Raw genomic sequence first — 23,790 nt, forward strand, 5'->3', positions numbered from 1 at the left:
GTCAGCGCGACGGTGCTGCCGAGGGCGAAGCGCTTGGTGCGGCCGGTCTTGTGGATCTTCACGGTGGTGGTCCCCTCGGGAGGCGGGCGGGACTGGTACGGGGCGGGGCGGCTCAGCGGGTGGGCGTGCCGCTCTCTGCGCGGTCGGGCGCCGGGTCGTCGGACGCCGGGCCGGCGGGCCGGACGAGGCGGAGCGTGACCGTCGGGGTGTCCGGCGCGGCCGGGCGGAGGGTGAGGGCCGGGCGGCGCTTCTCCAGCAGCACCTTGGGCGCCGCGCCCGGGTCGCCGGTCACGGTCAGGGTGGCGGTGGGCCGGGTGCGCAGGCGGCGGACGGCGTCGCCGGCCGAGATCAGCAGCGGCAGCACGGTCAGGCCCAGGGCGATGCAGGCCCAGGTGCGCATCGCCACGTGGTCGTAGCCGGTGCGGAAGGACACGGCGACGGCGCCGCCGAACACCACCGCCCAGAACAGGTGGTAGCGGAAGGTGCCGAGCCGGTCGGCGCTGGCCTCCCGGCCCTTGGGCGTCACCACGAAGCCGCCGCGGCGGCGCACCAGTGTCTGGAGCAGTGAGGCCGCGTACACCGGGCCGCAGAGCGCCGACATCACCATGCCCGCGACCCCGGAGGAGCCGGCCGGCTCGTGCGGGCTCACGTTGTGCTTGCGGTTCCAGGTGTAGAGCAGGAGTTGGAGCGCGGCGGCGTCGCTGTAGAGCATCATCCAGAGCTCCGAGGAGACGTGCACACCCGAGGCGCCGAAGCCCAGGTAGAGCACGCTGGACACCCCGCCGAGCAGCCAGGTGAGCGCCGCCATCGGGTAGAAGCCCACCATCAGCGTGTAGTTGAGCAGTCGGCCGGGCGACAGCCGCCAGAGCACCCGCCAGTACTGGGTGAGCAGGGTCTCGTAGGTGCCGCGGCTCCACCGCAGTTGCTGGGTGAAGAAGTCGGTCCAGGAGGACGGGCCTTCGCCGACGGCGAGGACGTCCGGGGTGTACACGGACTTCCACTTCTCCCCGGTCTCCGGGTTCCGGTTGCGGTGGAACTCCAGACCGGTCGCCATGTCCTCCGTGACGGAGTCGTACAACCCGCCGATCGACCGGAGCGCGCGGATTCGGACGGCGTTGTTGGTGCCGACGAACATCGGTGCGCCGTAACGGTTTCCGGCGCGCTGGATGAGTGCGTGGAAGAGGTACTGCTGGCTCTCGGAGAATTTGGTGACGGCCGAACCCGAGCTGCGGTAGTTCCCGTACACCTGAGGTCCGACCACGAATGCCACGTCCGGATCGCGGAAGTAGCCGAGCATGCGCTCGCAGAAGTCGGGCAGCGGCACGTGGTCGGTGTCGACGGACACCCAGAAGTCGTAGTCGTCGCCGTGGGCCTGGAGCCAGGCGTTGTAGTTGCCGTGCTTCGACCGGGCGCGGAACCGCCCCTTCGGCCGGTTCCAGTGCGGCCGGCCGGAACGGGTGAAGTGGCGGACGCCCAGTTCGGCGCAGAGGGCGCGCATTGCAGGATCGTTTCCCTCGTCCAACAACCAGACGTCGTACGGTCCTTCGTGCCGGACGCCGCGCGCCGCCAGCAGCGTGGCCCGCACCATCTCCGGCGGCTCCTTGCCGGGCACACAGGTGGTGAGGAACGCGACCCGGGTGCCGGACTCCGGCGTCACCGGTATCGGGTCCCGGGCCACCAGGGTGGCGTGGGTGTTGGAGACCACGTTGACCAGCCGGAACAGCTCGACCACCGCGATGATGCCGATCATCACCTTGTCCCCGAGCAGCACCAGGACGTTGGTCTCGTCCTGGCGCTCCGGCCAGTGCTCCGGCAGCAGCAGCCAGACCAGCAGGATCGCCTCCACCAGGGGGGCCGCCACCAGCAGCAGGGCGGCCCGTAACCGGTGCGGATCGTGGCGCAGCAGGCTCCGGTACTGGACCCGGTACGGGGTGCTCGGCTGGGTGCCTGGCAGCGTACCTGCGGGCGGCCGCGCACCTGCTGGCGCCCGCGCGCCGTCCGGCTCCGGTCGGTACACGCCGGCCCCGAGCTCCCGGTCCTCGCCCGGATCCACGGCCGGGCCCGCCAGACGGCTGAAATGGCCGTAGTCGTACGGGGCTTCGGGCACCGGCTCGGTCCGCAGTGCGGCCTCGTCGAGCTGCCCGGCGCCCCGGCGATTTCGGCCCGATCGGCCCTCGCGGGTCGTTCCGGCGTGTTTCCGTCGCGCGGACGGGTCGGTCATGACGTGCTCCCCCCGGAGTTCTGCGGCTTGCTGTGCTCGGCGGTGCTCGCCTCGCCCCCGGAGCCGCCCGGGCAGAACGCGATACCGGGAATCCCGTACCGGGAACGCGGTACGTGGAGTGTGTGCGACCGGATCGGTTGTGGGCCGGCACGACGGCTTCGAATGCGGGATCCCGGTGCGCTGTCCAGCTTCCCCAGCGGGCGCGAGGGGATCCGTGGCTTGCTCAACTCTCCTGGAGCGTAACGCTGATCGCAACAGTTCCACACGACGATCGCGGCTCAGGCGTGAAGATGGTACGGTTCCCGGCCACGGTGGCTCGCGATGGTGCTAATGCAGCGGAATTCGGCCCGGCGGCGAGTGAACGACGCCGCGGCGGGTATGCGAACGGCCGGACCGCCGAGGGGAGTTGTTGCCCCAGGTGCGATCCGGCCGGGTGCGGAGGGCGGCCTGTCAGCCCGCCGCGCCGAGGAAGCTCTCCCAGCCGCCGGACGGCGCCTGGCCGACGTTGAGGGTGCGCAGCTTGCGCAGGGTCGACTGGTCCTGCACCTCCAGCCATTCGACCAGCTGCTTGAAGGAGACCAGCCGGACCTCGGGCTTGCCCGCGATCGCCTTGAGGGCCTCCTCGACGGCGTCCATGTAGATGCCGCCGTTCCACTGCTCGAAGTGGTTGCCGACGAAGAACGGCGCGCGGTTGCTGTTGTAGGCGCGGTCGAACCCGGCCAGGTAGGAGTTGGTCGCCTGGGTGCGCCAGTCGTTGTACTTGCCCGGGTCGCCCTTGGTGCTGCCGTTGGACTGGTTGGCCAGGATGTTGTAGTCCATCGACAGGACCTGGAAGGTGTGCCCGGGGAAGGGTATGGACTGGAGCGGGAAGTCCCAGATCTTGCCGTCCTGCACCTTCTGCGGCCATATCTGGAGCCCGCCGGAGGAGCTCGCGTCGTACTTCCAGCCCAGCTTCGCGATGGTCGGAAGCAGCGCCTTCTGGCCTTCCAGGCACGGGGTGCGGCCGCCTATGAGCTCCTTCTTATAGTCGAAGGGCAGCGGGTCGACGTCGGTGAAGCCGGTGTTGGTCCGCCACTGGGTGACGAAGGAGACCGCCTGGTCTATCTCGCTCTGCCAGTCGTCCGGGGTCCACATGTTGACCCCGTTCTTGTCCGGACGGCTGGAGCAGAAGTGCCCGTTGAAGTGGGTGCCTATCTCGTGCCCGGCGAGCCAGGCCTGGCTGACCAGCTTGAGGGTGCTCTTGACCGCGCCGTCCGACAGGTAGGGGATGTCGGAGGCGCCGACCGCGTGCTTCGGCGGGTGGTACAGCTGGGACTTGCCCTTGGGCAGGGCGTAGATGCCGGAGAGGAAGAAGGTCATGGTGGCCTTGTACTGCTCCGCCAGCTTGAGGAAGCGGGGGAACTGGCCGTCGTCGGTGCCGCCCGCGCCGTCCCAGGAGAAGACCACGAACTGCGGCGGGCGCTCGCCCGGCTTGAGCTTCTCGGGCTTGGGCTGGTTCGGCTGCGGACCGGTGTCCGCGGTGGATCCGTCGCCGATCGGGGCGCCCTTGGGCACCACCGCCTGGGTCGGGTCGGTGGTGCCGCTCTGGCCGGCGTTGGCGTTGCCGCCGGAGGAAGGTGAGGTGGAGTTCTGCCCCGAACCGGATCCGCCGCTGGAACAGGCCGAGACCGCGCCGAGGGCCGCGGTCGCAGCGGTTGCACTGAGCACCGTCCTGCGCGAGATGCTGGTCATGGTCTCCCCTGGCTGCCGATCGACCGGGGGTAAGGGCGGTCCGGGCCGCACCGGTCAAATCGGGCAATTGATGAATTTTCCGCCGTTAGCATGCCATGTCGCCGCAGCGGCTTCCAAGGTCGCCGGGCTCCGACGACAGTGAACACGCCGGGGGCGCCCGGCCGGGCTGCAGGGATTCGTCGTCTGTTGCGGTCCTGTGACGCTTCGCATCGCGTGCCGTCAGGGGAGTACGGTACCGCCGCCCCGCCGGGCCCGGTCAGAGTTCGTCGGCACTCGGTGCCGGACGCTCATCGGACACCACCGGTCGTTCCGGGGACCGCTCAGACCACGGCCAGCCGCCGGTGGCGGCGCACTATTCGCGCGATCGCGGTGCTGACGGCGGTGGCCGCCGCGCAGGAGACCGCCAGGCTCAGCCAGGCGGTGTTGAACCAGTGGCTGTTCAGCCAGCCCAGCGTCACGATGTACGCGGCCCAGACCAGTGCCGCCAGCGCCGACCAGTGCAGGAAGCGGTGCGGATGGTCGGGGGAGTGGCCGATGGCCAGGTCCAGGACGGTCCGCCCGGCCGGCACGAACCGCGCGATCACCACCATCGCGGCCGCCCCGGCGTGCGGGCGCTCGATCAGCGACTGTTGGACCCTGGCCACGCTGGCCGCCAGTTTCGGACGTTGGGCGAGCCGGCGTTGCAGCAGCGGGGCCCCGCGCCGGGCCAGGTGGAGCAGGAGGACGTCCCCCAGGAAGGAGGCCACCGCCACGCCCAGGCCGAGCAGCACCGGGGCGCCGTTGATCTGGGCCGTCTTGAGCACGGCCAGGATGACCAGCGTGCCGCTCGGGATGAAGGGGAGCAGCGCGTCGCCGAGTACGGCGAAGAGCGCAAGGGCGCAGATCCACGAGGATCCGATCGCCGCCACGAAGTTCAAGGCCTTACTCCCTCCACCACGCCGCCCTGGTGGAGCAGGTGGCTCTGAGGTCAACGCTAGCGCTTCGACTTTTCATGCCATGAAGCACCCCGGTGAGCCGGAGGTCACAGTGGGGGCCACGGCCTGCGGGGCCACTCGACGGCCCGGCGCCGACGGGCCGGCCTGAACGGACGAGGGCTGCGGCCGTGGCGGCGGTGGCGGAAACGGAACGAGCCCCCGGGGCGGGGTGCCGCACCGGGGGCTCGCAGCGATCGATCGGCGCTGGTCCAGCCCGACGACCTTGCTGACGGAACACGGACCCGCTCGGTGGTCCAGCTCCTGATCATCAGCCTGCCCGATGCCGGTGGCCGATCGCGAGCGTGCCGGCTGGCGACTTCCGACCCTGGCGGAAAGTCGCCATCCGTGTCGACCCGCTGGCGCTGAGTCATCCGAACGGTCGGTCGGGCGGCCGTCGAGGACGGGCCGAACCCGCCCCCGGGCGCGCTCGAATCTCATCCGAATCTCATCCGAACCGCACGCGAACCGCACCGACATCCGACGGTCGGTACGGGAACAGCGAGCCCCTGACCGTGGTTGACCCCGGTCGGCAGCGACCGCCGGGCCGTCCGAGACCCGCGGCCGCCGCCGACGGACGGCTCGGAGGAGAGCCGGACCACGACAGCGAGGAGGCGGACGGCATGACCACCGAGGACCAGCAGGAGCACGGAACCGGGCCCGCGGCCGACGAGGCGATCCGGGGCACCGCCCGCGGTACGGCCCCCGCTCCGCTCTCGATCCTCGACCTGGCCACCGTCGGCGTCGGCTACACACCCAGCGAGGCCCTGGCCGCCACCACCGAACTGGCCCGCCGCGCCGAGCAGTGGGGCTACCACCGCTTCTGGGTCGCCGAGCACCACGGCATGCCCGGAGTGGCCAGCTCCACCCCGGCCGTCCTGATCGCCCACCTCGGGGCCAACACCACCACGCTGCGCCTCGGTTCGGGCGGTGTCATGCTCCCCAACCACGCCCCGCTGGCCATCGCCGAACAGTTCGGCCTGCTGGAGGCCCTGCACCCCGGCCGGATCGACCTCGGACTCGGCCGCGCCCCCGGCACCGACCAGGCCACCGCCCGGGCACTGCGCCGCGGCGTCGCCGAGGGCGCGGACGACTTCCCGCTCCAGTTCTCCGAGCTGACCCACTTCCTCGACGGGGACTTCCCCGCCGGCCACCCGTACGAGCGGCTGACCGCCGTGCCCAAGGGTGAGGGCCGCCCGCCGGTCTGGCTGCTCGGCTCCTCCGGTTTCAGCGCCCAGCTGGCGGGCCGGCTCGGCCTCCCCTTCGCCTTCGCCCACCACTTCAGCAGCGCCAACACCGTTCCGGCCCTGGACCTGTACCGGACGTCCTTCCGCCCGTCCGCCGTGCTCGACGAGCCGTACGCGCTGATCGGCGTGAGCGCGGTCGCCGCCGAGGACGAGACCGCCGCCCGCCGCCTCGCCCGGTCCGCGGCGCTCGGCATGCTCCGGCTGCGGCGCGGCAACCCCGGCCCGATCCCCACCCCGGAGGAGGCGGAGGAGTACCCGTACAGCCCGGTCGAGGCGGACTTCGTCGACAACTGGCTGGACAACGTGGTGCTCGGCGACCCGGGCCAGGTCGCGGACGGCCTGGAGGCCCTGCGCAAGCGGACCGGCGTGGACGAGCTGATGGTCACCTCGCACATCCACGGCCACGAGGCCCGGCTCCGCTCCTACGGGCTGATCGCCGAGGCCTACGGCCTGACGGCGTCCGTCTGACGGCCGCTCGGGGCGGGGCGGCCCTCGCGGAGTATGGCCGCGACGAGTGCGGCCTCGCCCGGTCGGGCGAAGTACCAGCCCTGGGCGGTGTCACAGCCGGTGAGCCGGAGCCGCTCGGCCTGGGCGGCGCTCTCGATGCCCTCCGCGGTGACGGTCAGTCCGAGGGTGTGGGCCAGCTGCACCATCGCGCCGACGATCTGCTCGTCCGCGTCGCTGCGTCGGGAGCGGAGCTCGGGGACGGCCGACCGGTCGGCCGCGGTTGCTGCTGTGGCCGTCGTGGCCGTCGTGGCCGTCGTGGCCGCCGTCGTCGCCGTGGCGCTCAGCGCCGCGGCCGGGGCCGGGTCCCGGAAGCCCTCGATGAACGTCCCGTCGAGCTTCAGGACGTGCACCGGCAACCGGGACAGGTAGGCCAGGTTGGAGTAGCCGGTGCCGAAGTCGTCGATCGCGATCCGCACGCCCATGTCGGCGAGCGCCTGCAGGGCCTGCAACGGGCGGCCGCCGGGGCCGAGCAGGGCGCTCTCGGTGATCTCCAGTTGCAGCAGCCGGGCGGGCAGGCCGGTGCTCTCGAGGGCGCGGGCGACGTCGGCGACCACGTCGGAGTCCCAGATCTGGCGGGCCGCCAGGTTGACGCTCACGAAGGTCTCGGTGTCCGGGAACTCGGTGAGCCACTGTCGGGCCTGGCGGCAGGACTCCTCCAGCACCCACTTGCCGAGCGGCACGATGGCGCCGGACTCCTCGGCGAGCGGGATGAAGCGGTCGGGGGAGAGGGTTCCGTAGCGGGGGTGGCGCCAGCGGACGAGCGCCTCGGCGCCGCGCACCGTGCCGTCGGCCAGGCCGACCAGCGGCTGGTACTCGATGGTGAACTCGCCGCGCTCCAGGGCCGGCCGCAGCGCGGTGGCGAGGAGCTGACGGGTCAGCTGGTGGGCTCCGCGGTCCGGGTCGTAGAGGGTCCAGCGGGCGCGGCCGTCGGCCTTGGACCAGTAGAGGGTGGCGTCGGCGTCCTTGACCAGGTCGGTCGGGGTGGTCTCGTGCACCGACCGTTCGACGACGCCGACGCTGGCGGTGACCACCAGCCGGTGCCCGGCGACGTCGAAGGGACGTTCCAGCAGCTCAAGGATCCGCCCGGCCAGGGCGGTCAGCTGCTCGCTGCCGTCGCTGTCAGGGACCAGGACGGCGAACTCGTCGCCGCCCATCCGGGCCACCAGGTGGGTCTCCTGCCCGTCGGCGGCGGCGTTGTTGGCATCGTCGGCATCGTCGGCGGTGCGGGTGAGTCCGCGTCGGAGCCGGGCGGCGACGGCGATCAGCAGCTGGTCGCCGATGTGGTGGCCGAGGGTCTCGTTGATCGCCGCGAAGCCGTCGAGGTCCAGGTAGCAGACGCCCACCCGGCGCGCTTTCACCGCGGTGGCCTCGGCGACCGGCAGGCAGGCGGCGTCGAGCCGCTCGAAGAAGGAGGTCCGGTTGGGCAGCCGGGTCAGTGGATCGTGCAGGGCCTGGTACTCCAGGCGGTCGCCGAGCCGGCGCTGCTCGGTGAGGTCCTCGACCAGCGCGAGGGTGTAGAGCGGCTGCCCGGCGGGGTCCCGGATCAGCGAGACCGTCACCTTGCCCCAGACCGTGTGGCCCTCGCGGTGCCGGAGCTGCTTCTCCACGCGGAACCGTTCCCGCTCGCCGTGGACGAGCCCGTCGAAGAGCCGGTGCGGCAGGCCCTCCGGGTCGACGATCTCGTGCAGGTGGATGCGGGCCAACTCGCCGACGCCGCGGCCGATCAGGGCGGCGAAGGCGGGGTTGACCTCGATGATCCGGTCCTCGGAGTCGATCAGGGCCATGCCGATGACGGCGTCGCAGAAGGCCGCCCGGAAGCGGGACTCGCTGGCCTGCAGGGCCGCCAGCAGTCGGTCGGTCCCGCCGCCCGCGTGGTCGGCGCCGTCCGGGTCGCCCGGGTGCGCACCGTCGGCCAAGGGGGCCGAGCAGGTGGGGCAGAGCCGCACCTCCGGACCCTCCGGGTCCTCCAGGGTGACGCGGGCCGTGGTCGCGGTCGTGGTCGCGGTGGTGGCCACGGCCGGGGGAACGGGGACGCCGGAGGTGCCGGCGGCGAGCCCGACCGGATCGAGGACCGGCGAGGCGAGGAGGCGGTGGTGGGACGCGCGGTGATGTGACGATTCCTCGTGTCGCACGCCTGGGTGGTGTGCGTCGGCCCCCTCGTTCTGGCCCGGCACGGCATGCTCCCGTCCGCTGCTGACGCTTGACGATGGTCTGCCTGGCCGGTCGGGATCCCGGCGGCCGGCTCCGCACTCTGTCGGGGCCTCGGGGCCGGTCCGCTGCGGTGCGTCCGCCGTGGGGCGCTGCCGCGCGGGGACCCGGGTGGAGAACAGGGCGCTGCGGCCGATCATAGGCCGCGACGGCAACGCGCGGTGACCGCCGGCAGGGTGATTCGCCCCGTTTGCCATCAAGCGTGGTGGAACGTTCGGACGCCCCCGGTACACATCACCTGAGGTGTGCCGGGAGCGCGTGCGCCGCTGGCGCGCCCCCGGACGCTGGTTGCGCGCCGGGGGCGGGGCCGGAGTGCGCCCCCGGACGGGCCGGGGGCGCGGTCAGGCCAGCTTGGCGGTGAGGGTGATGGTGGTGCCGGTCAGGGCCTGGCTGACCGGGCAGTTGGCCTTGGCGTCCTCGGCGGCCTTCACGAAGCCGGCCTCGTCCAGTCCGGGGACCGCACCGGTGACGGTCAGGTGGATCCCGGTGATGCCGGTGCCGGGCTGGAAGGTGACGTCGGCCTGGGTGTCCAGCGTGGTGGGCGGGTTGCCGGCCTTGGTGAGGCCGTTGGAGAGGGCCATCGAGAAGCAGGCGGAGTGGGCGGCCGCGATGAGTTCCTCGGGGCTGGTCTTGCCGTTGGGCTCCTCGGCGCGGGCCGGCCAGGAGACGGGGTACTCGCCGATCCCGGAGGAGGCGAAGGTCACCTGCCCCTTGCCGTGCAGGAGGTCGCCCTCCCAGGCCGTGCGGGCGGTGCGGGTGGTTGCCACGATCGGTTCCTCCAGTGCTGAGGGACTGCTGAGTCGTCACTTCCGGTCATGCACGCACCAGACTACGGGCAGGCCCGCCGCGGAGCCGGGCGACGGGCGGCAGGGCCGCGGTCCTCCCGTGTTCCCGCCGGCGCCCGCTCCTGCCGTCCGGATGCTGGACGGTTCCCCGGACGGTGCCGGTCCGGCGCGAGAGCCCTGTTAGATTTGCCGGGGTCCGAGCCCGGCCGCCGTACGGTCGGGTGACCACCCAAGACACCGGGAGCCGCCCCGATGACGGACCAGCCCACGACCCCCGACGCCGGTGTGCCGGCGGGGATCGACGACGCGGTGCGGGCCGAGCTGACCAGCCTGCGCGAGAGCATCGACAACATCGATGCCGCGGTGGTCCACATGCTGGCCGAGCGCTTCAAGGCGACCCAGCGGGTCGGCCGCCTCAAGGCCGAGCACAAGCTGCCGCCGGCCGACCCGGCCCGGGAGCGGGACCAGATCAAGCGGCTGCGGGAGCTGGCCGCCGGGGCCAAGCTCGACCCGGTCTTCGCGGAGAAGTTCCTGAACTTCATCATCGCCGAGGTCATCAGGCACCACGAGGCCATCGCCCGCGCCTGACCTCCAGGACAGCGCTGCGGCGGCTCCGGCCGTGCTCCGAGCTGCCGCCGCGATGTCGGAGGCGGCTAGGGCCTGGCCTGATCCACAAGACACGCCCTAAGGCCCGGATTTCGTACGGCTCCCCGGTTGGCGTAGCGTGCAGGTTTCCCCAGCCGGAGAGGTGGAGCAGCGACGATGGCGGTGAACCTGCCCGAAACGCCGAGCGGAGCTCCCAGCGGATCCGCGGTACCAGCCGCCTGGGACGTCCAGGACGGGCCGCAGGCACAGTCCGCCCCGGCCGCGTCCGGTGGGCGCGCCGAGGCCCGCCGCCGGGCCGGGGGTTCGCGCGGTCGCAAGGCCCGCTGGGCGGGGCGCCGTCCCCGGCCGTGGTGGATCGAGATCCCGGCGATGGTGGCGGTCGGCCTGGTGGTCGCGCTGCTGATCAAGACCTGCCTGTTCCAGGTCTTCACCATCCCGTCCGGTTCGATGGAGAACACCCTGCGGGTCGGCGACCGGGTCGGCGTGAACAAGCTCGCGCCGCTGACCGGTTGGACGCCCGAGCCGGGGCAGCCGGTGGTGTTCAAGGACCCGGGGAACTGGCTGCCGCCGCAGCCGGTCGACACCAACCCGTTCACGAACGCCGTGAGCTCGGTGCTGAGCTTCGCCGGGCTGGTGCCGCCGAAGGACGACAACTACCTGGTCAAGCGGGTCATCGCGACCGGCGGCCAGACAGTGCAGTGCACGGGCACCACGCTGACCGTGGACGGCAGGAAGGTCGACGAGCCGTACCTCCACCCGGGCGACGACTCCTGTGCAGGGCTGGACTTCGGCCCGGTGAAGGTGCCCTCGGGCTACATCTGGGTCGAGGGCGACCACCGCAGTGACTCGGCGGACTCGCGCTGGCACCGGCAGGGGCCGGGGGGCGGCGCCGTGCCGGTGGGCAATGTGGTGGGCCCGGTGGCGGCCGTGGTGTGGCCGGTCAGTCACCTCGACTGGTTCGGCTGGACCGGCCGCTGACCCGGGACGCCGTCGCACCGGCCGTACCGGCGGCCCCCGCCTCCACCGTCGGCACTCCCACCGTCGCCGCCTCCAGCGGTTCCGCATCCGCCTTCTCCGCCGCCGGCCGGCTCGTCTGCGCGACGAAGGCGCCCGCCAGGACCAGCAGACCGCCCGCGACCTGCGGCAGCCCCAGGTGCTCGCCGAGCAGGACCCAGGCCAGCACGGTGGCGACCACCGCCTCCAGGTTGGCCACCACCCCGGCGATCGGCGGCGAGAGGTACCCGACGGAGATCACGCCGGTCAGGTAGGCGAGCACGGTCGCGACCAGCACCATCCAGGCGGCCGGGATCAGCGCGGGCAGGCTGTGCCCGTTCATCACCACGGATCCGCCCAGCAGGCCCCAGTCGGCCTGCCAGGGCCGGGTGAGGACGGTGAGCAGGACGGCGCCGATCAGCAGCCCGTACGCGCTGACGGCCAGCGGGTCGACCGGGCGCTCGCCCCGGCGACCGGCGTCGGCGAGCAGGAAGTAGCCGACCTGGCAGCAGGCCGCGCCGAGGGCGAACAGCACGCCCAGCGCGTCGAAGCTCAGGCCGTTCCAGACCTCCACCACGCAGGCCAGCCCGGCCACCGCGACGCCGGCGCCGACGGCCGCGCCCCGGCTGATCGGCTTGCGCTGGACGAACCTGACGTAGCCGATCAGCAGCGGCGGCCCGAGGTACTCGATGAGCAGGGCGACGCCGACCGGGATGCGGGAGATCGCGGCGAAGTAGCAGGCCTGGACGCCGGCCACGGCGAGCAGGCCGAAGCCGATCAGCAGGCCGGGGCGGCGCAGCACGGCGTCGCGGTGCCGGTAGGCGATCGGGAGGAGGGCGACGGCCGCCCCGGTGACCCGGAGCCACACCACGTGCAGGGGGGAGAGGCCGGCTTCGATCAGTGGCTTGGCCGCGGTGCCGGAGCCGCCGAAGGCGAAGGCGGAGACCAGCGCGAGGCCGAGGCCGAGGGTTCTGCCCGAAGGGAGGGTGGGCGAGGCCGTTGATCTGTGCACTGGCGCATTGTGACAGTCCTACCGATGTCTCGGTAAGGCGCCATATCGGCATTTGATCCTGGTCTGAACTGTCCGTAGAGGCGCGGTGACGAACGTCGGCCGGACCACCGACCCGAGGTCGGTGGTCCGGCCGAGGAGAGCGGACGGAGCGGGTGGTGCGGGCGGAGCGGGGAGGCGGTCAGCCCCCGGACCCTGCCGCCGCCCCGTTGGACACGTCCGTCCCGCCGGTGGGCTGGGTGGTCGGCTGAGCGGTGGGGTCGGTGGTCGGCTTGCTGGTCGGCGTCGGCTTGGGGGTCGGCCGAACGGTGGGCCGCGAGGTCGGCTGGGTGGTCGGCTGACCGGTCGGGGCGGTGGTCGGGCCGGTGCCCGAACCGCCGGAACCGGAGTCGCCACCCGAACCGGAGCCGGTGGAGCCGGTGCCCGAGCTGTCGCCCTGCTGGCTGCCCGCGCCGGTGCTCGGCGTGGCGCCGCCGGTCGACGGGGTGCCGCTCGGCGTGCTCGGGGCCGTCGGAACGTCGGTGGCGCCGGAGTCGCCGCCGTCCGCCGGGGTCGGGAAGTCGCTGACCGGCTGGCCCTTGAGCGCGGCCTTCATGTAGGCGGTCCAGATCTGGGTCGGGAACTGGCCGCCCGCCGCGCCGTTGATGCCGCCGACGCCGCTCAGGCTGACCTGGGCGCCGGTGCCCGGGTCCTGGCCGAACAGCGCCACCGAGGTGACCAGCTCGGGGGTGTAGCCGACGAACCAGACGGACTTCTGGTCGTCGGTGGTGCCGGTCTTGCCCGCCGCCGGGCGGCCCAGCGCCTGGGCCCGGAAGCCGGTGCCGCCCGGGTCGCTCACCACGCCCTGGAGCATCGAGGTGACCTGGTTGGCGGTGTCCGCGCTGATCGCCTGGGTGGTCTTGTGCGCCGGCAGCTGCACGGCCTCGCCGGCGCGGTCCACCGACTGCACCAGCCACGGGGTGATCTGCTTGCCGCCGTTGTCCAGGGTGGCGTACACGCCGGCCATGTCGAGCACGCTCGGGGTGGCCGCACCCAGCGGGATGGAGGGCACCGGGTCCAGGCCCGGGGTGTTGGCGGGCAGGCCCAGCGCGATGCCGGTGTCCTTGACCTTCTGCAGCCCGGTGTCCTGCGCGAGCTGGGCGAACACCGAGTTCACCGACTTGTCGATGGCCTGCTGCAGGGAGATCTGGCCGTAGCTGACGTCGCCCTCGTTCGGCGGCGCGTACGGGGTGCTCTTGCCGCCGCGGACCTTGCGGCCGCTGGTGCCGTCGTAGATCGTGCGCGGGGTGACCGTCCGGCCGTCCTGGGTCTTGGCGTTGTTCTCGAAGGCGGCGGCCAGCGCGATCGCCTTGAAGGTCGAACCGGCCTGGTAGTCGCGCCGGGTCGCGTTGTCCACGTAGTGCTTCACGTAGTCGACGCCGCCGTACAGGGCGACCACCGCGCCGGTCTTCGGGTCGACGGAGGCGGCGCCGGCCTGGGCGGCCGCGTCCTTCTTCCGCTTGTCCGGGTTCAGGGTGTCGTGCAGCTGCGCCTGGACGGAGTCCTGGAGGGCCTGCTGACGGGCCGGGTCGATGCTCAGCTTGATCGTGTAGCCGCCCTTGGCCAGCTCGGTCTCGCTGATGACGTTGTTCGAGGTCAGGTACTGGGTCGCCGCGTCCACCAGGTAGCCGGACTGGCCGGACAGGCCCGGGTTGGGCTGTGGGTCCTTGACGTCCGGGAAGGTGGTCTTCGCCCGCTCGTCGGCGCCGAGCCAGCCCTCCTTGACCATGCCGTCCATGACGTAGTTCCAGCGGTTGACGGCGTTCTGCTTGCCCGCCGGGGTCGCGGTGGCCACGTCGTAGGCGCTCGGGGCGTTCAGCAGGGTGGCCAGGTAGGCGCCCTGGGCCGCGTTGAGCGCGGAGGCGTCGACGCCGAAGTACGCCTGGGCGGCGGCCTGGATGCCGTAGGCGCCGCGGCCGTAGTAGGAGGTGTTCAGGTAGCCGGAGAGGACGTCGTCCTTGCTCATGGTGGCGTCCACCTTGATGGCGATGAAGAGCTCCTTCACCTTGCGGGTGATGGACTGCTTCTGGTCCAGGTACGTGTTCTTCACGTACTGCTGGGTGATGGTGGAGCCGCCCTGGGTGCCCTCGCCCTTGGCGGTGTTGAGGGCGGCCCGGACCAGGCCCTGCACGTTGACGGCGCCCTCGTTGTAGAAGTTGCGGTCCTCGGCGGCCAGCGCCGCGTGCTGGGCGGCGGGGGAGACCTTGTCCAGGCCGACGTTCTGCCGGTTGGTCTGGCCGGTGCGGGTGATCACCGAGCCGTCGGAGTAGAGCCAGGTGTTGCTCTGCGCGGTCGCTGCGGCGTGCGCGTCGGGCACCTTCACCAGCGCGATCCCCAGCGCGAACAGGCCGACGCCGAGCAGCAGCGCCGAGGCGAGGCCGAGCAGCGTCATCCGCCAGGTGGGTATCAGCCGGCGCCAGCCGGTGCGCTTGGGGCGGCGCGGCTTCTTGCCACCCGGGGTGGTGGTGGAGCGCTTGAGTCGCTTGACCGGCCGGAGGTCGATCGGCGACCGGCCGCTCTGGGCGTTTCGGAACAAGGCGCGGCCTTTCCTGCGGGCGGACCGGGCCAGCCTGCACAGACGGGGACATCGGCGGTTAGGGACCTTTGTCCCGATTCCGGTTTACTGCCCTGGACGAGCCGGGCGGGCCCCATGGCTCCACCGGAGCGGCAATCGAGACCGACATCACACATAAAACGGACATCAAGGGCCAAAAAATCGGGGAGCCCCTCGCTGCTGCGAGAGGCTCCCCAACTGTCTGTGCGCCGCCAGGGACTCGAACCCCGGACCCGCTGATTAAGAGTCAGCTGCTCTAACCAACTGAGCTAGCGGCGCCTGCTGACCTGGAAAACAATACACGGTCCCCGGGGGTGCCCTGCACCACGGTCGGTCCGCCGGGCGCCGCGGGTGACCGTTTCCTCCCGGTTGGGGCGGAGTTCGTGCCCGGTTAGGGTGGAAACGTGCCCAGCCCCCAGCCCGGACACCCCCGCCCCCGAACCCACCCGCGGCCCCCTTCCCGACGCCGCCGGCCGTCGGACCGGCGCGCACGGACCGCGGTCGCCGCGCTGCTGCTGCTCAGCGCGGTGGCGTACACGGCGTGGGTGCTGGAGGTGGTGCTCAGCACCGGGCTCGACCCGGTGCAGGCGTACATCAGCGAGCTCGCCGCCGAGGACCAGCCGCTGGGCGGCCTCTTCCGGGCCACCGACCTCGCCGCCGGGCTCTGCGTGCTCGCCGCCGCCGTCACCGCCCTCGCCACCGGGCAGGCCCGGAACGCCGTGGCACCCGGTCGACGTGCTTCGGCCCCTGGTCAGGACCCCGCGGGCCCTGGTCGGCACTCTGCGGACCCCGGCCGGAACCGCTGGGCGCTGGTCGGCTGGTCCGCCCTGGCACTGTTCGGCGCGGCCACCGCCGCCGACTCCCGGCTGCCGCTCAGCTGCGCCCCCACCAGCGACGAGATGTGCGCGGCCCGGGAGACCGCCGGACTGGTTCCCGCCACCCACACCGCCCACGCTGTCAGCAGCAGCCTCGCCATGCTGGGCGCGCTCACCGGACTGGTCGCGCTCACCGTCCTCGCCCGTCGCCACCACCGCTGGCCGGCGGTGCGCCGGTTCGGCCCCTGGCTGCTCGGCGCCGAACTGCTGGCCACCGGCTGGAGCCTCGGCGCGATCGCCGCCTTCCAGGCCGGTCGCGGCACCTGGGCGCTCGGTGCCGGGCAGCGGTTGCAGGTGCTGCTGGTCGCGCTCTGGCTGGCCGTCCTGGCCGTGGCCGTCGCCCGCTCGTCCGCCCCGCAGGTGCTGCCCGCTCCGGAGGACGCCCAGGACACTCCGGGCGCGCAGGCCGCCCCGGCGGCACCGCAGGCCGCCGACCGGAGGCCGGCGTGAGCGCGCCCGCCGCCAATGCCCGCTTCCTGCGCGTCGACGGCGTCCCGCTGCACGTCCGCACCGAGGGCAGCGGCCCGATCTGCCTGCTCACCGGCGGTCTCGGCAGCAGCTGGTTCGACTGGGACCTCGTCGTCCCGTTCCTCACCCCGTACCGCACGGTCATCCGCTTCGACCGGCCCGGTTACGGGCTCAGCGCCGCCGAGCCCGCCACCGGGCGGCGGCCCGCCCCGACGGTGGTCGGCGAGGCCGACCGGATCCGCGCGGTGCTGGACGGCCTGGGGCTGGGCGGGCCCTGCACGGTGGTCGGCCACTCGCTCGCGGGCTTCCACGTGGAGGCCTTCGCCCGGCTGCACCCCGAGCGGACCGCCGGGCTGGTCCTGGTCGACGGCAGCGTCGAAGCGGCGGCCCGCCCCTACCCGGCACCGGCCGTACGGGACCTCGCGGCCCGGGTGGTGGCGGGCGCGGCGACCGCCCTCGCCGTGCCGTACCTGCTCGGCCCGACCGCCCGCCGGGTGACCGCCCGGCTGTCCACCGTCCGCCGGGAGGACCTGGCCCCGCCCCTGCTGGTCCGGCACTGCTACCGCACCGGACGGGCCCTGCGCGCGCTGCTCCGGGAGAACGGGCGCTACCTCGACATGGCCGCCGAGCTGGACGCGCTGCGCCGGGCCCGGCCGCTGCCCGAGGACCTGCCGATCACCGTGCTGGCCGCCGACGACGGCTGCCGGACCAGCCGGACCGAGTCCTGGCTGGCCGACCAGCGGGAGCTCGCGACGCTGCTCGGGGCGGACTTCCGAACCACGGCGCCGGCCGGGCACCTGGTGATGTTCGACCGTCCGGACGCGGTGGCCTCCGCCGTCCTCGACACCGGCTGACGGCCCCGGACGGCCCCGGACGGAAGGTGTCCCGAGGGCCGAAAACGCCGGAAACGCCGGAAACGCCGAAAAAGCCGGAAGGCCCTTCGCTCTCGCGAAGGGCCTTCCGGCTGTCTGTGCGCCGCCAGGGACTCGAACCCCGGACCCGCTGATTAAGAGTCAGCTGCTCTAACCAACTGAGCTAGCGGCGCCTGCTGACGTGGAAGACAGTACACGTCGGCAGCCCGTTCCGCCGAATCGTAATCGCGTGGCCACCGGGAGTTAGGACTGTGTCGTCACCCCGGGTGATGGCAGGCAGCCCGGTGGTCGCCCTCCGTCTCGGGCCCGGCCCCCGCCCGGTCGCCGTCCAGGGTCGGCCGCTCCTGCTCGCAGCGCGTTCGGGCCGTGGCGTCCGCGAGCCCGGCGTAGAGCGGGCAGCGGGTGCGGAACGGGCAGCCGGCGCGGCGCTCGGTGGGGGAGGGCGGGTCGCCGGCCAGCAGGATGCGGTCGCGGGCGCGTTCGGCGGCGGGGTCGGGCAGCGGCACGGCGGAGAGCAGCGCCCGGGTGTACGGGTGCCGGGGCCGTTCGAAGACGGCGGAGACCGGGCCCTGCTCGACCGTCCGGCCGAGGTACATCACGCTGACCCGGTCGGCGAGGTGCCGGATCACCGAGAGGTCGTGCGAGACGAACAGGTAGGACAGCCCGAGTTCGGCCCTGAGCGACTGGAGCAGGTTGAGCACCCCGGCCTGGATCGAGACGTCCAGGGCGGAGACCGGTTCGTCCAGTACCAGCAGCTTGGGCCGGACGGAGAGGGCCCGGGCGATGGAGATCCGCTGGCGCTGCCCGCCGGAGAACTGGTGCGGGTAGCGGACCGCGTGCTCCGGGTCGAGCCCGACCTGGCGGAGCAGCTCGGGCACCCGGCGGGCGATCTCCTCGCGCGGGGCGTGCTGGGCGCGCAGCGGCTCGGCGACGATGTCGCCGACCGGCATCCGGGGGTCGAGGCTGGCCATCGGGTCCTGGAAGACGATCTGCAGTTCGGAGCGGAGCCGCTGGGCCTCGGCCCGGGTGAGCCGGGCGGTGTCGTGGCCGAGCAGTTCGATCCGGCCGGTCTCCGGGGCACTCAGGCTCAGCAGTTCGAACAGCGTGGTGGACTTGCCGGAGCCGGACTCCCCGACCAGGCCGAGGGTCTCGCCCTGGCGCAGGTCCAGGTCGACGCCGTCCACCGCGTAGACCTCGCCGACCTTCCGCTTGAACACCGTGCCCTTGAGCAGCGGGAAGGTCTTCCCCAGCCCGCTCACCGAGAGCACCTGCGGCCGGGTCGAGCGGTCCCCGGCGGCGGGCCCCGGGGGCAGCTCCGGCACCGGGTACACCTCGCTCGGGGCGGGTCGCCGTTCGGCCAGCTCCGCCGAGCGCACGCAGGCCGCCCGGTGCCCGTCGTCCCCGCTCAACGCGGGCTCCGCCGTCGAGCAGCGCTCCTCCGCGAGCGGGCAGCGCGCGGCGAACGGGCAGCCGGGCGGCAGTTCGGCCATCGGCGCCGGGGTGCCGGGGATCGGCACCAGCGGGCCGCCGCGCCCGTCCAGCCGGGGCAGCGCGCCGATCAGCCCGAGGGTGTACGGGTGGCGCGGGGCCGCGAACAGCTCGTCCACCCCGGCGGTCTCGACCACCCGGCCCGCGTACATCACGGCGACCCGGTCGGCCGCCCCCGCGATCACCCCGAGGTCGTGGCTGACCAGTACGAGCGCCGCGCCGGTCTCCTCCCGGGCGGTGCGCAGCACGTCGAGCACCTGGGCCTGGATGGTGACGTCCAGTGCGGTGGTGGGTTCGTCGGCGAGCAGGATGTCGGGCTGGTTGGCGATGGCCATGGCGATCATGGCGCGCTGGCGCATGCCGCCGGAGAACTCATGGGGGAAGCTGTCCAGGGCCCGGTCGGGCGCCGGGATGCCGACCAGGTCGAGGAGTTCGGCGGCCCGGCGGCGGGCGGTGGCCCGGTCGACCGGCTGGTGGATCCGGACGGCCTCGGCGATCTGGTCGCCGATCCGGTAGACCGGGGTGAAGGCGGACAGCGGGTCCTGGAAGACCATGGCGACCCGGCGGCCGCGGATCGCGGCGAGTTCCCTGCCGGGCAGGCCGACCAGTTCCCGGCCGTCCAGCCGCACCGAGCCGTCGATCCGGGCGGTGCCCGGCAGCAGCCCGAGCACGGACAGCGCGGTGACGGACTTCCCGGAGCCGGACTCGCCGACGATGCCGAGGGTCTCGCCGCGGTGCAGGGTGAGGTCCACCCCGCGTACGGCGGGCACCGGTCCGTGCGGTCCGGCGAAGTCCACCCGCAGGTCCCGGACGGCGAGCAGCGGGGTCTCGACGGCGGTGCTCACTTCTGCTTCCTCCGAAGGCGGCGGGTGCGGCGCGGTGCGCCCCCGGCGGTGGGGTCGAGGGCGTCGCGCAGCCCGTCCCCGACCAGGTTGACGGCGAGCACGAACAGCACCAGCAGCCCGGCCGCGAAGTAGAACATCCACGGGAACACCGGGGCCTCGCTGGTTCCGGCGGCGAGCAGGGTGCCGAGCGAGACGTCCGGCGCCTTGACCCCGAAGCCGAAGTAGGAGAGCGCGGTCTCGCTCATCACCGCGCCGCCGACGGCGATGGTGGCGTCGATGATGAGGAAGGAGGCGACGTTCGGCAGGATGTGCCGGCTGATGATCCGCAGCGGCCGCACTCCCATGAACCGTGCGGCGCGCACGAATTCGCGCTCGCGCAGGGAGAGAGTCATCGAGCGGACCACCCGGGCGGTGATCATCCAGTTGAACAGGGCGAGCAGCAGCACGAAGGCGATCCAGCCGGCGCTCTTCAGCCGGGACGAGACGATGGTGATGATCAGGAAGCTGGGGAAGACCAGCAGGAGGTCGACCAGGAACATCAGGGCCCGGTCGGTCCAGCCGCCGAAGTAGCCGGCGCAGGCGCCGACCAGCGAGGCCAGCACGGTGGAGAACAGGGCCACCAGCAGGCCGATGATCAGCGACTTCTGCAGCCCGCGGACGGTCTGGGCGAACACGTCCTGGCCGACCCCGTTGGTGCCGAACCAGTGCTCGGCGGACGGGGGTTGGTGCAGCGCGGTGAAGTCGGGGGCGGCGTAGTCCCAGGGCGTCAGGTACGGGCCGCCGAAGGCGAGTGCGAACAGCAGCAGGACGACGACGGCTCCGGCCACGGCGCTGCGGGCGGCGAGCAGCCGGGCCAGGACGAGGCGGCCGCGGCCGGTCCCCCGGGCGGGGACGGGCCCGGGCGGCTCGACGGGGCCGGCGGAGCCGACGGGGCCGGAAGGCTCGACGGGTTCCACGGAGAGGGCGGTCATCTCGGTCTCCCTCCGGTCAGGACCGCACGCGCGGGTCGAGGGCGGCGTGCAGGGTGTCGGCCAGGAAGCCGGAGGCGAGCACGACGACGGCGGTGAACAGGTTGATCGCCACCACGGAGTTGACGTCCTGTTCGTTGATCGACTGGATCAGCCACTCGCCCATGCCGTGCCAGCCGAAGATGGTCTCGGTGAAGATCGCGCCGGTGAAGATGCCCAGGAAGCTGTAGGCGAACATCGTCGACATCGGGATCACGGCGGTGCGCAGCCCGTGCTTGAGCAGGGCCCGGCGCCGGGTGAGGCCCTTGGCCTCGGCGGTGCGCAGGTAGTCGGAGCCGAGCACGTCGAGCATGGTGCCGCGCTGGTAGCGGCTGTAGGTGGCGAGGCCGCCGAGGGCGAGCGAGACGGTGGGCAGCAGCAGGTGCAGGGCCCAGTCGGCGAGGTGGGCGCCGAGCCCGCCGGCCAGCCCGGGGGTCTCGTAGCCGGTGAACGGGACGACCTCGTGGCCGGCCGCGTCCTTGGCGGCGATCGCGCCGTTCTTGAGGAAGAGCGCGACCAGGAAGACCGGGGTGGAGAGCAGCACGAAGGACACCACGGTGAGCAGCCGGTCCGAGATCCGGTACTGGCGTACGGCGCTCCAGGCCCCGGCGGCGACACCGAGGACGGTGCCGAGCAGGCTGCCGAGCAGCAGCAGTCGCAGCGAGACCCAGACCCGGCGGCCGAAGTCGTCGGTGACCGGGGTGTCGTGGATGGTCCGGCCGAGGTCGCCGTGGAGCAGCCCGCCGGCCCAGTGGCCGAAGCGTTCGACGACCGGGGTGTGGTCGTTCAGGTTGAGCGCGGTGAGCTGGCGTTCGACCGAGGCGGCGGACGGGCGCGGCACCTTGGCGTCGAAGTAGGTGCGCGGCTGCAGGGCGCTCGCGGATATCGCGTAGGCCAGGAACACGGCGGCGATCAGCAGCGCCGCGTAGTAGCTCAGCCGCTTCGACAGGTAGCGGAGCATCAGCGGCCGCCCGGGGTGGGGGCGGCGGCGACGCGTCTGGTGGGCATCGGCGGGTGGCCTTCGGTCGGGGCCCGGTCAGGGCCTCAGCTGGCAGGGGGAGCACGGCAGTTGGCGAACGCGCAGGTCGCAGTGTTGCACCGGGGTACGGCCGTGATGTTGCGGCGGGATTGCCCCGTGTGACTTTTTGATCAGGCGTCCGCTCCTCCCCCTGGTGGCGGATCTGATCCGCTGTTACGTTCCTCTGGCTCGGTGCCGGATTGAGTGCCCATGCTCAAGCCCGGTCATGCCTCGTACGGCCCAACTCGTGTCACGAACCGGACCCGTGGCGCGCGCCCGACGCCTGCCATCGACCCCAGGGGGACCCTCATGGACGCTTCCAGCACGGCCCGTCGCCTCGGCCGGACGGCCGTTCTCGCCGTCGCCGTCGCGCTGGCGGTCACCGCGTGCACCTCGGGCGGGGGCGGCTCGGCCGACAACGTGGCCAAGAGCGAGCCGCCGAGACAGGACTCCCAGGACATCAACGCCAAGCCGCTGGACCAGATCAAGGACGGCGGCGAGGTGCGCTTCCAGCTGGACCAGTGGATCACCCAGTGGAACCCGCTCCAGGTGGACGGCGGTGCGTACACCGACACGGTGAACCTCATCCGCGCCGTGGAGCCGACCCTGTTCGGCACCGACGCCTCCGGCACCTTCCAGCCGAACCCGAACTACCTGGTGGAGGCCAAGGTCACCTCGACCTCGCCGCAGGTGGTGACCTACAAGCTGAACCCCAAGGCCAAGTGGTCGGACGGCAAGCCGCTCAGCTACCTGGACTTCAAGGCGGACTGGCAGACCAGCAACGGCAAGGACCCGGCGTACAACATCGCCGACCCGTCCGGCTACGAGCTGATCTCCGCGGTCGAGCAGGGCGCGGACCCGACCGAGGTGAAGGTCACCTTCGCCCAGCCGTACGCGGACTGGCAGAACCTGTTCCGCCCGCTGATCCCGGCGGCCGCCATCTCGACCCCGGACGACTTCAACAAGGGCTGGGTGGAGAAGATCCCGGTCACCGCGGGCGCGTTCAAGATCGGGACGGCGGACAAGACCGCGCAGACCCTCAGCCTGGTCCCGGACCCGGCCTGGTGGGGGACCAAGCCCAAGCTGGACAAGATCACCTTCCGGGTGATGGACAAGTCGGCGAGCATCCAGGCCTACCTCAACAACGAGATCGACCTCGCCTCGGCCAGCACCGCCGCCGCGTACGGGCAGCTCAAGAACGCCAAGGACACCGTGATCCGCTCCGCCAGCCCGTGGGACGAGGTGCACATCTCCTTCGGCGGCAACGGCGCCCTGGCGGACCAGAAGGTCCGGCAGGCGCTCGGCAGGGCGCTCGACCGCTCGGCGCTGATCAAGATCGCCAACAACGGGGTGCCGGTCGAGTTCAAGCCGCTCGGCAACCACATCATCATGCCCAACCAGGCCGGCTACCAGGACAACTCCGGCGACTGGGCCAAGTTCGACCTGGCCGCCGCCAAGAAGGGGCTGGACGAGGCCGGTTGGAAGGAGACCGGCAGCGGTCAACCGCGGACCAAGGACGGGAAGCCGCTGGAACTGCACTGGGTGCTCAGCGACGGTACCGCGCAGGCGCAGCTCGACCTCGCCACCGCGGCGGCGGCGATGTGGCAGGCGGCCGGGGTCAAGGTCGACCTGGACAAGGTGGCCGCCAACGACTTCTTCTCCAAGTACGTGACCCCGGGCAAGTTCGACCTGGCGAGCTGGCGCAACACCGACTCCTTCCCGAACTCCAAGAGCCTGACCAACTTCCGCCTGCCGGTGGGCGACAACTCCTTCCAGAACCCGTCCCGCCTGGGCAGCCAGGAGATCGACGACCTGCTGAAGAAGGCGGCCGGGACGGTCGACCCGGTGGAGGCCGCGAAGCTCTACAACCAGGCGGACGCGAAGATCTGGGAGCTCGGCCACACCGTCGAGCTCTACCAGCGGCCCGCCGTGGTGGCGACCCGCAAGGGACTCGCCAACTACGGGGCCTTCGGCCTCGCCCAGGAGGACTACACCAAGGTCGGCTGGGAGAAGTGACCCCGGCCGCCGCGGCGGCGCGGGCGACCGCACGGCAGGCGCTGGCGAGCAGCGCGGTGATCACGAGGCCGGTGGTGCGGACACGGGTGGGTCGGCTTCGCCGCCCCCGCTGTCCTGCCACCGGCCTTGACCTTCCGCGTTGCCCGCAGGCCACCCGTGTCGTGGGGCCCCGCGAGGGGCCCGTGCTCGCTTCCAACCGGGGACGAATCTAGCGGGGCCGCCGGGCCGGTCGCGGCGCAGCGCGCGGGGCGCGCCCGGAAACCCGCCGTGCTGTCACCCAGTTCGCGCACCGGAGCGTCAACTCTCGCTGACGGCAAGGAGAAAAGGGGT

At 72.5% G+C, this 23,790-nt stretch carries 16 protein-coding genes and 2 tRNA genes; 6 read left to right on the forward strand and 12 right to left on the reverse strand.

What is annotated here, in order from left to right; all coding sequences use genetic code 11:
- Nucleotides 1-112: 112 nt before the first annotated feature.
- The 3 genes from AB0F71_RS30070 to AB0F71_RS30080 form a co-directional block, all read right to left on the reverse strand.
- Complete coding sequence (locus AB0F71_RS30070) at nucleotides 113-2,221, reverse strand: cellulose synthase catalytic subunit (RefSeq protein ID WP_360240740.1); 2,109 nt, start codon at nucleotides 2,219-2,221, stop codon at nucleotides 113-115.
- A 450-nt stretch (nucleotides 2,222-2,671) separates the two neighbouring features.
- Nucleotides 2,672-3,952, reverse strand: coding sequence for a hypothetical protein (locus AB0F71_RS30075; protein ID WP_360240743.1), 1,281 nt, complete (start codon nucleotides 3,950-3,952; stop codon nucleotides 2,672-2,674).
- Nucleotides 3,953-4,272: 320 nt separating this feature from the next.
- Nucleotides 4,273-4,860, reverse strand: coding sequence for a VTT domain-containing protein (locus tag AB0F71_RS30080; protein WP_360240857.1), 588 nt, complete (start codon nucleotides 4,858-4,860; stop codon nucleotides 4,273-4,275).
- Nucleotides 4,861-5,546: 686 nt separating this feature from the next.
- Between AB0F71_RS30080 and AB0F71_RS30085 the strand changes: the two genes are divergently transcribed.
- On the forward strand, nucleotides 5,547-6,638 hold the full coding sequence (locus AB0F71_RS30085) for an LLM class flavin-dependent oxidoreductase (RefSeq protein ID WP_360240746.1): 1,092 nt from the start codon (nucleotides 5,547-5,549) through the stop codon (nucleotides 6,636-6,638).
- Here the strand turns inward: AB0F71_RS30085 and AB0F71_RS30090 are convergent.
- Both AB0F71_RS30090 and AB0F71_RS30095 read right to left on the reverse strand, forming a co-directional pair.
- A complete protein-coding gene (locus AB0F71_RS30090) occupies nucleotides 6,614-8,809 on the reverse strand; it encodes an EAL domain-containing protein (protein ID WP_360240749.1) in 2,196 nt (731 codons plus the stop codon). The genes AB0F71_RS30085 and AB0F71_RS30090 overlap by 25 nt on opposite strands.
- A 417-nt stretch (nucleotides 8,810-9,226) precedes the next feature.
- A complete protein-coding gene (locus AB0F71_RS30095; protein WP_350504848.1) occupies nucleotides 9,227-9,652 on the reverse strand; it encodes an OsmC family protein in 426 nt (141 codons plus the stop codon).
- 270 nt (nucleotides 9,653-9,922) lie between these two features.
- Here AB0F71_RS30095 and AB0F71_RS30100 point away from each other — a divergent pair, with 270 nt between their 5' ends.
- A complete protein-coding gene (locus tag AB0F71_RS30100; RefSeq protein ID WP_360240753.1) occupies nucleotides 9,923-10,258 on the forward strand; it encodes a chorismate mutase in 336 nt (111 codons plus the stop codon).
- A gap of 174 nt (nucleotides 10,259-10,432) precedes the next feature.
- A complete protein-coding gene (lepB, locus tag AB0F71_RS30105) occupies nucleotides 10,433-11,254 on the forward strand; it encodes a signal peptidase I (protein ID WP_360240756.1) in 822 nt (273 codons plus the stop codon).
- Here lepB and AB0F71_RS30110 read toward each other — a convergent pair.
- The 3 genes from AB0F71_RS30110 to AB0F71_RS30120 all read right to left on the reverse strand — a co-directional run bounded on the left by AB0F71_RS30110 (nucleotide 11,217) and on the right by AB0F71_RS30120 (nucleotide 15,150).
- On the reverse strand, nucleotides 11,217-12,281 hold the full coding sequence (locus AB0F71_RS30110) for an EamA family transporter (protein ID WP_360240759.1): 1,065 nt from the start codon (nucleotides 12,279-12,281) through the stop codon (nucleotides 11,217-11,219). The genes lepB and AB0F71_RS30110 overlap by 38 nt on opposite strands.
- A gap of 178 nt (nucleotides 12,282-12,459) precedes the next feature.
- The gene (locus AB0F71_RS30115; protein WP_360240762.1) at nucleotides 12,460-14,853 is read right to left on the reverse strand and encodes a transglycosylase domain-containing protein; all 2,394 of its coding nucleotides are present in this window, start codon (nucleotides 14,851-14,853) and stop codon (nucleotides 12,460-12,462) included.
- Nucleotides 14,854-15,076: 223 nt separating this feature from the next.
- A tRNA-Lys gene (locus tag AB0F71_RS30120) sits at nucleotides 15,077-15,150 on the reverse strand.
- A 125-nt stretch (nucleotides 15,151-15,275) separates the two neighbouring features.
- Here AB0F71_RS30120 and AB0F71_RS30125 point away from each other — a divergent pair.
- On the forward strand, nucleotides 15,276-16,196 hold the full coding sequence (locus tag AB0F71_RS30125; RefSeq protein WP_360240765.1) for a DUF998 domain-containing protein: 921 nt from the start codon (nucleotides 15,276-15,278) through the stop codon (nucleotides 16,194-16,196).
- On the forward strand, nucleotides 16,193-17,068 hold the full coding sequence (locus AB0F71_RS30130) for an alpha/beta hydrolase (RefSeq protein WP_360240768.1): 876 nt from the start codon (nucleotides 16,193-16,195) through the stop codon (nucleotides 17,066-17,068). The genes AB0F71_RS30125 and AB0F71_RS30130 overlap by 4 nt, the downstream gene beginning before the upstream one ends.
- Nucleotides 17,069-17,185: 117 nt before the next feature.
- Here AB0F71_RS30130 and AB0F71_RS30135 read toward each other — a convergent pair.
- From AB0F71_RS30135 to AB0F71_RS30150, 4 genes are all read right to left on the reverse strand, one after another.
- A tRNA-Lys gene (locus AB0F71_RS30135) sits at nucleotides 17,186-17,259 on the reverse strand.
- Nucleotides 17,260-17,343: 84 nt separating this feature from the next.
- Nucleotides 17,344-19,419, reverse strand: coding sequence for an ABC transporter ATP-binding protein (locus AB0F71_RS30140; RefSeq protein ID WP_360240771.1), 2,076 nt, complete (start codon nucleotides 19,417-19,419; stop codon nucleotides 17,344-17,346).
- Nucleotides 19,416-20,390 (reverse strand): ABC transporter permease, encoded by a 975-nt coding sequence (locus tag AB0F71_RS30145; protein WP_360240774.1) that lies wholly within the window; start codon nucleotides 20,388-20,390, stop codon nucleotides 19,416-19,418. The genes AB0F71_RS30140 and AB0F71_RS30145 overlap by 4 nt, the downstream gene beginning before the upstream one ends.
- Nucleotides 20,391-20,406: 16 nt before the next feature.
- A complete protein-coding gene (locus AB0F71_RS30150; protein ID WP_360240777.1) occupies nucleotides 20,407-21,387 on the reverse strand; it encodes an ABC transporter permease in 981 nt (326 codons plus the stop codon).
- Between the two features lie 366 nt (nucleotides 21,388-21,753).
- On the opposite strand from AB0F71_RS30150, the gene AB0F71_RS30155 reads away from it, so the two are divergent.
- A complete protein-coding gene (locus tag AB0F71_RS30155) occupies nucleotides 21,754-23,460 on the forward strand; it encodes an ABC transporter family substrate-binding protein (protein WP_360240780.1) in 1,707 nt (568 codons plus the stop codon).
- The last annotated feature ends 330 nt before the right edge of the window (nucleotides 23,461-23,790 follow it).

The organism is Kitasatospora sp. NPDC028055 (genome assembly GCF_040637885.1).
In the GTDB taxonomy this organism is placed as follows: domain Bacteria; phylum Actinomycetota; class Actinomycetes; order Streptomycetales; family Streptomycetaceae; genus Kitasatospora.